This is a genomic window from Coriobacteriia bacterium (assembly GCA_013334745.1).
Lineage (GTDB): Bacteria > Actinomycetota > Coriobacteriia > Anaerosomatales > JAAXUF01 > JAAXWY01.
Window position 1 is genome coordinate 60,727 of the sequence record JAAXWY010000006.1, and the last position, 11,257, is coordinate 71,983.

At 64.7% G+C, this 11,257-nt stretch carries 11 protein-coding genes; all 11 read left to right on the forward strand.

The genetic code is table 11. The features are described from left to right. The first annotated feature begins 42 nt into the window (after window positions 1-42). The 11 genes from alaS to HGB10_03270 all read left to right on the forward strand — a co-directional run bounded on the left by alaS (window position 43) and on the right by HGB10_03270 (window position 11,129). Window positions 43-2,664, forward strand: a complete 2,622-nt coding sequence (alaS, locus tag HGB10_03220) for an alanine--tRNA ligase (GenBank protein NTU70816.1) — start codon at window positions 43-45, stop codon at window positions 2,662-2,664. A 7-nt stretch (window positions 2,665-2,671) separates the two neighbouring features. Continuing rightward, on the forward strand, window positions 2,672-3,103 hold the full coding sequence (ruvX, locus tag HGB10_03225; protein ID NTU70817.1) for a Holliday junction resolvase RuvX: 432 nt from the start codon (window positions 2,672-2,674) through the stop codon (window positions 3,101-3,103). Window positions 3,104-3,165: 62 nt separating this feature from the next. Continuing rightward, window positions 3,166-4,191 (forward strand): endolytic transglycosylase MltG, encoded by a 1,026-nt coding sequence (mltG, locus tag HGB10_03230; GenBank protein ID NTU70818.1) that lies wholly within the window; start codon window positions 3,166-3,168, stop codon window positions 4,189-4,191. Then, a complete protein-coding gene (gene mltG / locus HGB10_03235) occupies window positions 4,188-5,270 on the forward strand; it encodes an endolytic transglycosylase MltG (protein NTU70819.1) in 1,083 nt (360 codons plus the stop codon). Before mltG (HGB10_03230) ends, mltG (HGB10_03235) begins: the two co-directional genes overlap by 4 nt. A 46-nt stretch (window positions 5,271-5,316) precedes the next feature. Next, window positions 5,317-6,324 carry an ABC transporter ATP-binding protein gene (locus HGB10_03240; GenBank protein NTU70820.1) on the forward strand — a complete coding sequence of 336 codons (1,008 nt, stop codon included), beginning with the start codon at window positions 5,317-5,319 and terminating at the stop codon, window positions 6,322-6,324. Then, the gene (locus tag HGB10_03245; GenBank protein NTU70821.1) at window positions 6,321-7,055 is read left to right on the forward strand and encodes a hypothetical protein; all 735 of its coding nucleotides are present in this window, start codon (window positions 6,321-6,323) and stop codon (window positions 7,053-7,055) included. The genes HGB10_03240 and HGB10_03245 overlap by 4 nt, the downstream gene beginning before the upstream one ends. After that, on the forward strand, window positions 7,052-7,720 hold the full coding sequence (locus tag HGB10_03250) for a hypothetical protein (GenBank protein ID NTU70822.1): 669 nt from the start codon (window positions 7,052-7,054) through the stop codon (window positions 7,718-7,720). The genes HGB10_03245 and HGB10_03250 overlap by 4 nt, the downstream gene beginning before the upstream one ends. Before the next feature lie 18 nt (window positions 7,721-7,738). Next, window positions 7,739-8,227 carry a YqeG family HAD IIIA-type phosphatase gene (locus HGB10_03255; GenBank protein ID NTU70823.1) on the forward strand — a complete coding sequence of 163 codons (489 nt, stop codon included), beginning with the start codon at window positions 7,739-7,741 and terminating at the stop codon, window positions 8,225-8,227. Between the two features lie 42 nt (window positions 8,228-8,269). Then, window positions 8,270-9,166 carry a shikimate dehydrogenase gene (aroE, locus tag HGB10_03260; GenBank protein NTU70824.1) on the forward strand — a complete coding sequence of 299 codons (897 nt, stop codon included), beginning with the start codon at window positions 8,270-8,272 and terminating at the stop codon, window positions 9,164-9,166. Between the two features lie 14 nt (window positions 9,167-9,180). Continuing rightward, window positions 9,181-10,836 (forward strand): Flp pilus assembly complex ATPase component TadA, encoded by a 1,656-nt coding sequence (tadA, locus tag HGB10_03265; GenBank protein NTU70825.1) that lies wholly within the window; start codon window positions 9,181-9,183, stop codon window positions 10,834-10,836. 140 nt (window positions 10,837-10,976) lie between these two features. Further along, window positions 10,977-11,129: a hypothetical protein gene (locus tag HGB10_03270; protein NTU70826.1), complete on the forward strand. Its 153-nt coding sequence runs from the start codon at window positions 10,977-10,979 to the stop codon at window positions 11,127-11,129. Window positions 11,130-11,257: the final 128 nt, after the last annotated feature.

Consider the following 11,257-nt stretch of genomic DNA (forward strand, 5'->3'; position numbering starts at 1 on the left):
GGGGCTCGCCCCGACCGATTGCGAACAACTGAGGAGCAACACGTGAACTCGGCCGAGATCCGCGAGAGTTTTCTTGCCTACTTCGAGAGCAAGGGATGCACACGGCAGCCCTCGTCCTCGCTCATTCCCGATGACCCGTCGCTGCTTCTTACTTCCGCGGGTATGGTGCAGTTCAAGCCGGTGTTCCTCGGCTTGAAGGACCTTGGTTTCACGCGCGCGACGACGGTCCAGAAGTGCGTTCGCACCACCGACATCGACATCATCGGCACGACGGGAAGGCATCACAGCTTCTTCGAGATGCTCGGCAACTTCAGCTTCGGCGACTACTTCAAGTCCGAGGCTGCCGCGTGGGCCTGGGAGTACTCGACCGAGGTGCTCGGTCTGGACCCGGAGCGGATCTGGGTCTCGATCTACGAGGACGACGACGAGGCAGAGGCCATCTGGGTCAACGAGGTCGGAGTGCCCGCCGAGAAGATCGTGCGCATGGGCGCGAAGGACAACTTCTGGTCGGCCGGCCCCACAGGTCCGTGCGGCCCGTGCTCGGAGCTGTACTACGACCAGGGTCCGGAGCTGGGCTGCGACAGTCCGGATTGTGCCGTCGGCTGCGACTGCGATCGCTATCTGGAGTACTGGAACCTCGTCTTCATGCAGTACGACCGCGCCGAAGACGGGACGCTGACCCCGCTTCCGAAGCAGAACATCGACACCGGGATGGGGCTTGAGCGAATCGCCGCGATTCTGCAGGGTGTGAACTCGAACTTCGAGACCGACATCCTGCGCGACCTCATGTCCCTGGCCGAGGAGATCACGGGCGCGGACTACGGCGCCAGCGAGAAGGTCTCAACCTCGGTCCGCATCATCGCCGACCATGCCCGCGCGATGACCTTCCTCATCGCCGACGGCGTCATCCCGAGCAACGAGGGCCGTGGGTATGTGCTCAGACGGCTGCTTCGCCGCGCGGTGCGCCATGGCCGCCTGCTTGGCGTTGAAGACGCGTTCCTCGTACGGCTCATCAACCGCGTCATCGAGCTGATGGGCGACGCATACCCGGAGATCGTCGAGCACCGCGAGCTGATCACGCAGATCGTCTCCAGCGAGGAGGAGCGTTTCGGCGCAACCCTTCGGCAGGGCGTGAGCTTCCTCGAGACCGAACTGGCTGCGGTGCTTGCGCGCGGCGACAAGCTCGATGGCGTCGTCGCATTCACGCTTCACGACACCTACGGCTTTCCGTTCGAGCTGACCGCCGAGATCGCCGCCGAGAAGGGCGTCGACGTCGACGTCGAGGCGTTCAACGCCGAGATGGAGACGCAGCGCGAACGTGCGCGTGCGGCCGTCAAGGACGAGTCGTGGAACACGTTCGGCGGCGTATACAACGACCTTGCGCAGTCAGTGAGCACCCAGTTCCTCGGGTACGAGCATGACGAAGTCGACTCACGCGTCGCCGCGATCGTGGTCGCAGGCGAGAAGGTCGAGCGCCTCGCAGCAGGGGAGCGCGGCGAGCTCGTGCTCGAGAAGACGTCCTTCTACGGTGAACAGGGCGGACAGGTCGGCGACGTGGGCGTCATCACGACCGAGGCCGGCGCTCGTTTCGTCGTCGAGGACACCAAGATTCCGCACGCCGGTGTCGTGGCTCACGTCGGCGTCCTCGAGACGGGAACCCTAGCAGCCGGCGAGAGCGTACATACGGCGATTGATGTCATGCGCCGCGAGCGCATCCGCCGCAACCACACCGCGACCCATCTGCTGCACTGGGCACTTCGTCTCGTACTCGGCGATCATGCAAAGCAGGCCGGGTCGTTTGTGCGCCCCGATCGCCTCCGCTTCGACTTCACGCACTTCGAGGCGATGAGCGCCGAACAGCTCGAGAAGGTTGAGCGACTTGCGAACGCCAAGATCTTCGAGAACCACCCGGTCCGCGCCTATGAGACGTCGATCTCTTCGGCTCGCGAAGCCGGAGTGACCGCGCTGTTCGGCGAGAAGTACGGCGATTTTGTGCGCGTGCTCGAGGCGGGCAACTTCAGCAAGGAGTTGTGCGGGGGCACCCATGTGGGCCGTACGAGCGAGATCGGCCTGCTCAAGATTGTGAGCGAGAGCAGCGTCGGGGCGAATCTTCGCCGTATCGAGGCGGTCACATCTTTCGACGCCTACGAGCAGATCCGGCTCGAGGAGCACGAGCTCAACGAGGCTGCGGCGGCGTTCAAGGTGCCGCGATTCGACGTCTCGGAGCGTGCCGCACAGGTCGTCAAGCGACTCAAGGAGATCGAAGCCGGTACGACGCGGATGAAGGACGCCGTCGCTGATGACGAGCTCAACCGCATGATCTCCGAGGCAATCGATGTCGGGTATCGCCTCGTGGTCACCCAGGCGCCCTCGCTCCGCCCGCAGGGGCTCCGCACGATCTGGGACGTCCTGCGTGGGCGTGGTATCGATGCCGCGGTACTGCTGTGCGCCGACGCCGAGACCGGCAAGCCGATCTTCGTGGCGGCCGGCTCCGACGCCGCTGTCGCTGCCGGCTTCGACGCTGGCGCCGTGGTGCGCGCCATGGCTCCCGGGTTGGGCGGCCGCGGTGGCGGCAAGCCGGCGATGGCGCAGGGCGGCGGCGAGGACGCGGCCGGCATCGCTGACGCCCTTCAGGTCGCACGCGAGACGCTCGGCGTCGGCTAGCAGGCGTATGCGCGTTCTGGCGCTTGATATCGGCGAGAAGCGGATTGGGGTCGCGGTGTCTGACGTGACCGGGACCGTGGCGACGCCGCTCGTCGTTCTCGATGCGAAGGCGGCCCTTGGCGACGGCCTGAGCATCAAGCGCGTCGCGGATGACTACGAGGTCGAGCTGTTGGTCGTCGGACTTCCGCGCTCACTCGATGGGACCGAGGGGCCGCAGGCCGCCAAGGTTCGCTCGGCGGCCAAGCGAATCGAGTCGCTCATTGGCCTTCCTGTGGCGTTCGTGGATGAGCGGCTCTCATCGAGCGAGGCAACCAAGGCGATGTCGTCTGCGGGAATGACCGAGCGTGACATGCGTGGCCGTGTCGACATGGTGGCCGCTGCGCTGTTCCTTCAGACCTACCTGGATGCCGAGCGTACGCGCGATTCCGAAGGTCGGTGATCGCGATGTCGCAACCCACACCACCTCGACCCGGCAGGCTCCGAAACAAGCATCTCATCTCGGTGGCCACTGTGGCTGCGGTCATCATCGGCGCGGTGGTCGCGGTGCTGGTCGCCGCCGGGGTATGGCTGTTCTTTATCGCCCCCCAGGTCGATGTCACACCCGGAAAGACGGTTCGAGTTCGCGTGGCCTCCGGTTCGTCGACTCGTGACATCGCGAACAAGCTGCTCGATGCAGGCGTGATCGCCAATCCGAACGGCTTCGCGCTGCACTCACGACTCGTCGGCGCCGACGGCAGGATGCAGCCGGGCACATACGAACTGACCACCGGGATGTCCAACGCCGACGCAATCGCGGTGTTGGAGACGGGTCCCCTGCTCGACCTCATCAGCGTGACGATCCCCGAGGGATTCCGGGTCGACCAGGTCGCGGAACGACTCGAACGCGTCGCCGGCATCCCCAAGAAGGAGTTCCTCGCACTCGCGGAGCACGAGGCCCCCCGGTTCGCCGAGCGACACCCGGCGCTCGCGGGTGTGTACAAGGGTTCGCTGGAAGGCTATCTCTTTCCCAAGACCTATCGGCTCAAGCCGGGTACCACTGCCGAGCAGGCGATCGAGATCATGCTCTCGCAGTTTGACGAGGAAACAGCCAGCCTCGACTACTCGTATGCCGAGAGTAGGGGGCTGACCCGCGCTCAGGTTGTGACGATGGCCTCGATGATTGAGCGCGAGAGCCGGCTCGACTCCGAGCGCCCGAAGGTCGCGTCGGTGATCTACAACCGGCTTGACCGGGATATGCGGCTCAAGATCGATGCGACCATCGAATACGTGCTGCGTGAGAAGCGGCTGCGCCTGACCAACGCCGATCTGTACACAAAGACCCCGTACAACACCTACTTGCACAAGGGTCTCCCGCCAGGACCCATCTCCAGCCCCGGGATCGCCTCACTCCAAGCGGCCACAGCCCCCGCGCAGACCGACTTCATCTACTATGTGCTCACCGGCAAGGACGGCTCCCACACGTTCACCACGAACCTCGCCGATTTCCTCGTCGCCAAGAAGAAGTCCAAGGAGGTGTTCGGCAGGTGAGTGAGCCCGTAGTGAAACTGCGCCGCCGAGCGCCCAAGCGCCGTCGCGGCTGTCTGGTCGGCTCTATCGCCGTCGCCGTTCTGCTCGCGATACTTGTTGCCGGTGCGTTCGCCGCGTGGCAGACCCTCTACCGGCCGACAAACCCGGTCGCGGCAGGTCAGCCTGTGGAGTTCACCGTCACAGCCGGGCAGTCGGTGCAAGAGATCGGCATCGCGCTCGCGGCTGAGGGTATCGTCGCCAACCCGAACATGTTTCGCTGGGAGGCGCGCAACTCCGACAAGGCGACCAGTCTGAAGCCGGGTACCTACTCGCTTGCGACCGGCATGCCCTACGACCTGGTCCTCGACAAGCTGGCATCGGGTCCCGACATCGTCTACTTCGACGTCACCATCCCCGAGGGTTTCACCGCCCGCAGGGTCGCTGCGCGCGTGGCGAAGGTCACGGGCGTCTCGGAGGACGAGATGCTCGATCTGGTGTTGCACGGTGCGCCCATCTACGAACTCGAGCATCCGTACCTCGAGGGAAGTCACGACGGGTCGCTCGAGGGCTTCCTCTTCCCCAAGACCTACAAGATCAAGGAAGGCACCAAGCCCGAGACCATCGTGGGCATGATGCTCGATCAGTTCGACGAGGAGATCGCTACCGTCGATCTCTCGTACGCCGAGTCCAAGAACCTCAACGTTCGTGACGTGGTGACGATCGCATCGATCATCGAGCGTGAAGTGCGGCTTGAGAAGGAATACCCGCTCGTGTCGTCGGTCGTCTACAACCGCCTGAAGCTCCCCATGCGACTGCAACTCGACTCGACGGTGTTCTATGGGTTGCCCGAGGGCACGAAGATCCTCACGAAGGCAGACCTTGCCGAACACACACCCTGGAACACGTATCGCCGCGATGGCCTGCCTCTGACGCCGATCTGCAATCCAGGTATCAAGGCCGTCAAGGCGGCTGCGAAGCCCAAGAAGACGAAGTACCTTTACTACGTACTGACCAGCAAGGATGGGTCACAGACGTTCGCGACCAACTACGATGACTTCCTCAAGGCCGTACGCAAGTACCGCGATCTGTTCGGATACTGATCGCAGCACAATCTTCACGACGACGTACGAAGGGGGCACGGAAGCGGTGACAGCGGTAGACGTTTTGGAGGACGGGGTCGTCTCCACAACAGGGGAGTCGCTCGCCATCCTGATCGAGCATGCGCGCAAGGACTACGGCAAGGCCGCCGGCGGCCGTCGCGAGGCCGTGGCCGACGTGACGATCGAAGTGTCACGGGGCGCCATCCATGGCCTGCTCGGACCCAATGGAGCGGGCAAGACGACCACGCTCAAGATGCTTTTGGGACTCGTGCGCCCCTCAGGTGGCCGCTTCGAGATCCTTGGGGCTCCGGCGGGCAAGCCGGGCGCGCGGGCTCGGCTCGGCTTCCTGCCGGAATCGCCGTACTTCCCGAGCCAACTGACGGCAGGGGAGGCGATGGCGCTCTCGGGCCGCCTGTGCGGACTCTCTCGCACCGAGCTTGTGACGCAGAGCGCCGAGTTGCTGGACCGAGTCGGGCTCGACGGTCGGCAGCGCACGCCACTCTCGAGGTTCTCGCGCGGCATGCTGCAGCGACTGGGTCTTGCCGCGGCACTGCTCGGTAAGCCCGAGGTGCTGATTCTCGACGAGCCGGCCTCGGGACTCGACCCCGTCGGCCAGCGCGACGTGCGTAACCTCATGGTCGAACTCAAGAACGCGGGCGCGACGATCCTCCTGTCATCACACCAGCTGTCGGAGGTCGAAGCGATCTCCGATGAGGTCACCATCCTGAACCGCGGCATCGTCGCAGCACGCGGGCACATCGATGCGCTGCTCAACATCGAAGGCCGCATGTCGGTGACCGCCCGCGGGGAAGGTGCCTTGCCGGACGCTGTGCGCGCCTACGTCGGAGACATCGCGGTCGACGGATCGACCCAGGTCTTCTCGGTGGCCGAGGACGCCGTGCGCGGTGTCGTGGACGCACTCGATGACGGTGGCTGGCGCACGGTGTCGGTGCTTCCCATGCGCGCATCACTCGAGGACTACTTTGCGGGTATGCTCGCGGCCACTGAGCCCGAGCAGTCACCCGAGCAGTCGGAAGGCGGTGACTCCTGGTGAGCAACGTACTCGCGATTGCGGCTGCGGTGGTCGCCGATGCCATTCGGCGCAAGGTCCTGTGGGTGGTCGTGGTCTTCGCGGCCGTGCTCGCGATGGCGATCCCCGCACTCCCCAGTTACGGTGTCGGAGTCGCGGATGCTGTCTTCCGTGAGGTCGCCATCGCGCTCATGTACGCAGCGGGCCTGGTCATGGCGCTCGCGCTTGCCGTCACACGTATCCCGCTTGAAGTTGAGCGGCGTTCGGTGTTCAACGTCATCTCGCGTGACGTGCGCCGGTGGCAGTACGTGTTCGCCACCTGGCTGGGCATGTTCGTCGTTCTGGGCGTGATGGTGCTTGCGTTCACGGTCGCTTCTCTGGTCGTCGGATATGCGACGTACGGCGTGGTGATGTGGCGGCTGCTTCAGGCTTCACTGGCTGTGTGGTTTGAGATCGGCGTGATCATGGCGGTCGCCGTGATGTTCTCGTGCCGGTTCGGCGCGGTCACCTCCGCCGTGGGTGCATTGGCGTTCGCCCTTGTCGGTCACGCATTCGTGTCGCTCCTCGGCCTGCCTGAGCTCGCGCAGGTGCCGTGGTACATCCCGAACCTCGAGGTGTTCAACGTCATCAACCCGGTCGCTCACGGAGCCGGCATCGGGCTTGGGTACGCCGCCGGGATGACGGTGACGTTCGTCGCATGGATCGCACTGGTGATGATTGCCGCCTCGGCCCTGTTCGCGGGGCGTGACCTGTGAGCGAGCAGACGAAGAGCCGTGCTCCACTGGTGTGGGTGATCGCGCTCGTGCTGCTGGGTGCGTTGCTGGCGGGGCAGGCCTTGTCGGCCGCCACCGCACCGCCTGGCGGAACGGCTTCGACCGGTCGAGTGATGGGCAAGACCACCTACGCGTACCTCGGCGGGATACGCACCTTCGCCGCCGCGGTCCTCTGGAATCGCCTCGAGCCGTTGTATCACGGCTTCTACGGTGGTCGTAACGTCGACGAACTCGGTGAGTTTCTGCCGACGATGAGGCTCGTTCAGGCCCTCGACCCTCAGTTCGAGCAGGCATACTACAACTCGAGTTTCATGCTTGCGAGACGCGGCATGATGGACGAGGCGCTCCGGGTCGCACGAGACGGGCTCGCGAAGAACCCTCAGAGCGGCCTGATGCTCGCGAACCTCACGCAGTTGCTGTTGATGCAGGACAAGGTCGGGAACCTGCCCGAGATGGTCACCCTGGCCGAGCAGGGTGCATCGGCAGAGACGAAGTGGTCCAACGGCGATGATCAGTTCGAGGGCTACGGTATCTTCATGGCAGCATTCCGGCTCGCCGGAAATGACACGATGGTGGAAGCGCTCAGAGACGCGCAGACCAGGCTCGGTGAGCAAGGGGCCGGGTTGGGCGTCGAGCGCGACGAGTGAGCCGGGAAAGGCAGGCGCGTGCTCAACCCTGATCTGTATCACCGCAGTGTGCTCGACATCGACCTGGCCGCACTCGCTGCGCAGGGCATCGACACGCTGCTGATCGACCTGGATAACACGCTCGTGCCGCGCGACTCCGCAGAGATTCCCGCCGAGGTCAAGGCGTGGGCGCTTGCCCTGCCGGCCGCGGGATTCTCGGCATGCATCGTCTCGAACAACTGGCACGAGCGCGTGTGCAAAGTCGCAGAGGAGCTCGGCATGGAGCTGGTCGCCAAGGCGGTCAAGCCGCTGCCGTTCGCCTTCTATGCGGCGTTTCGACGCATGGGCTGTTCGCGAGCCAGTGCCGTTATCATCGGCGACCAACTGTTCACCGACGTACTCGGCGGGAAACTCGTCGGAATCAAGACGATACTCATCGCACCCATCTCTTCTGCCGATTTACCTCATACGCTCTTCTTGCGAAAGGTCGAACGCGTTCTTCTGGCAGGTCGCACCCCGCTGCCGTAGACTTTCGGCAGGCCACCGCAGCACTCGGAGGGACACGCACGGATGGTTCACATCACCGGCACGACGCAGTTCGCCGGCGTGATCGGCTGGCCCATCGAGCATTCGCTCTCGCCAGTCATGCACAACGCCGTCTACGAACAGCTTGGGCTGGACTGGGTCTATCTTCCGCTCCCCGTCGCCGATGAGATCTCGCTGCATCGGGTGGTCGCGGCTATTCGCGCGCTGCCCTTCGTGGGATTCAACGTGACGATGCCCTACAAGGCTGCCGTGGTCGACCTCTGTGACGAGGTCGCGACAGCCGCCCGGCTGGCCGGTGCAGTCAACACGGTTCACTGCGTCGACGGGAAACTCGTCGGCTACAACACCGACGGTCGTGGACTACTCGAGTCGCTCGAGGACGAGGTCGGTTTCGTGCCCGAGGGGAAGCGCGTCGCTCTCCTCGGCGCCGGTGGTGCGGCAGGGGCAGCGCTCGTTGGCTTCATCCTCGGCCGCGCATCAGGTGTCGACGTGATCAGCCGCGATATCGAGAAGGCGGACGATCTCATCGACCGCGTCATCGGAGCCGCGAAGAACACCGACCTCGGCGCTGTCACGTTCGAGGACGCCATGTCGGCGGTGCAGAACGCCGATCTCATCGTCAACGCGACTCCGCTGGGCATGAATGACGGCGACCCGAGCCCGATACCGGCTGGCTGGCTCCGAGAGGGCCAGGTCGTGCTGGACATGGTGTACGGTCGCCCACGTCCGACCGCCCTGTTCGCCGACGCGGTCGCCGCGGGTGCACGGGTCATCGACGGCCTCGGGATGCTGGTGGGCCAGGGAGCGACCGCGGTTGACATCTGGAACGAGGACCACGTCGAGCGTACGCCGCGCGCACCCATGCGTGCCGCGGCTGAGGCCGAGTTGGCACGCCGCGCAGCAGGCCGGGAACGCGAATGACAGCTGCGACCACCATGAGGCTGGGGCGCATGCTCGTCGCAGCCGGAGTCATCAGCGACGACCAGCTCGCCGAGGCCGTTGCGGCCGCCGAGGATAGGCCGCTGCCCCACGTACTCTCGGAGCTCGGATTCGCTTCCGAGGTCCGTATCGCGCAGGCGATCGCCGAGTCGATGGGGCTGGCCTTCGTCGACATCGCCGCCTACGACATCGATCCCAACGCCGCGCTGCTGCTCTCGTCGGAGCTGATGCGCAAGTACACGGTGCTGCCCATCAAGGTCCAGGACGAAGACCTCGTCGTGGCGATGGCCGATCCGGCCAACATCTTCGCGATCGACGATCTGCGCATCGTCACCGCCAAGGAGATCCGCCCGGTCGTCGCGGTCGAGAGCGATCTGGTGTCGGCCATCGATCGCTTCTCGGCGGGTCGGGCGAACATCGACGACATGGTCGGCGACCTCGAGCAGGCTGTCGGTGGCGGAACCGAAACCGCAGCAGATGAATCTGAGGGCGAAGAGTCCGCAGTGGCCCGGTTCATCAACCAGGTGATCACCGAGGCGATTCGTCAGAACGCAGGTGACATCTACATAGAACCGCTCGAGCACGAGGTCCGCGTTCGTTTCCGCATCGATGGTGTGTGCCAGGAGATCACGCGCATGCCGCGGCGCATGCACCGCCAGCTCATCAGTCGGCTCAAGATCAGTTCCGGGATGGACATCGCCGAGCGTCGCGTGCCGCAGGACGGAAGGTTCGGCGTCGTACTCGACGGCAAGTCGGTGGACTTCCGCGTGGCGGTGCTGCCTCTGGTCGCCGGCGAACTCGCCGTCATGCGACTCCTGCGCCGAGACGCAATCATGATGTCACTCAAGGACCTCGGCTTCCTCGAGTACAACATGAAGTGCCTGCTCGAGGCGCTCACGCTGCCGTACGGCGCAATTCTCGTCACAGGGCCGACCGGCTCGGGTAAGTCGACCACGCTGTACGCCGCAATCAACGAGACCAACGACCCGAAGTCCAACCTCATCACCGTCGAGGATCCGGTGGAGTATCGGCTTGCGGGCCTGTCGCAGGTGCAGGTTCACGAGAAGGCGGGGATGACCTTCGCCGCTGCTCTGCGCTCGATTCTGCGTCAGGACCCCGACAAGGTCATGATCGGTGAGATTCGAGACAAAGAGACCGGCACCATCGCGATTGAAGCGGCGCTGACGGGCCACCTCGTTCTCTCGACGCTGCATACCAACGACGCACCTTCCGCGATCACGCGCCTCACTGAGATGGGTATCGAGCCCTTCCTCTCGGCATCCGCGGTCACGCTCGTGCTCGCACAGCGCCTTGCACGACGACTGTGTCCGGACTGCAAGGAATCGTACGTTCCCGAGGAGCAGGCGCTCGAGCGCATCGAGTTCCCGTTCGAACCCGGTCGGCCGCCAACGCTGTACCGCGCGCGCGGATGCAAGAAGTGCAGCGGCATCGGCTACAAGGGCCGCATGGGCGTGCATGAGGTGATGCGGATGAGCGAGAACCTCGAGCGACTGACCGTCGAGAGCGCGTCCGCCGATGAGCTCAAGCGGGCCGCGATCGAGGAGGGCATGCTCACCCTCCGTGACGATGGGTACTCCAAGGTGCTCGCCGGTACGACCTCCATCGAAGAGATCCTGAGAGTCGTCGTCTAGCCTCTGTTCGGCCCCCTCGGGGTCGGTTGTGTGGGCATTCCCTTCGTGAGAGTATGAATCGACTCGTCGGCCGACGGGCTTGTACGAGTACGCCCATGGCCGAAACCACCATTCCCGGCACTTGCGGAGGTGCACTTTCGATGGCAGACAACCCGCGCGCCGACTTCTTCATATCGGACGCCGACGACGAGTTGCTCGCCACGAACTGCCTCTACGCGGAGATTGCCGCCAGCCAACTCGTCGGCAACGAGCGTATCGACGGACCCGGCACGTGCGACCTGGAGGACGAGTAGCCATGGCGCGCGGACAGAGCTCACTCAAGTCGCTCGCCAAGCGTGACCGCGCGAAAGACGCGCGTGCTTCGGCGACGCGCCTCGCACGGCCACGACACGTCTTTCTGGCCCGGCGCCAGCGGCGCGCC

What these genes read in the sequence shown, in the direction of transcription:
- ruvX (NTU70817.1), top strand. Translation starts at nt 2,672, where the DNA reads ATGCGCGTTCTGGCGCTTGATATCGGCGAGAAGCGGATTGGGGTCGCG.
- aroE (NTU70824.1), top strand. Translation starts at nt 8,270, where the DNA reads ATGGTTCACATCACCGGCACGACGCAGTTCGCCGGCGTGATCGGCTGG.
- tadA (NTU70825.1), top strand. Translation starts at nt 9,181, where the DNA reads ATGAGGCTGGGGCGCATGCTCGTCGCAGCCGGAGTCATCAGCGACGAC.
- HGB10_03270 (NTU70826.1), top strand. Translation starts at nt 10,977, where the DNA reads ATGGCAGACAACCCGCGCGCCGACTTCTTCATATCGGACGCCGACGAC.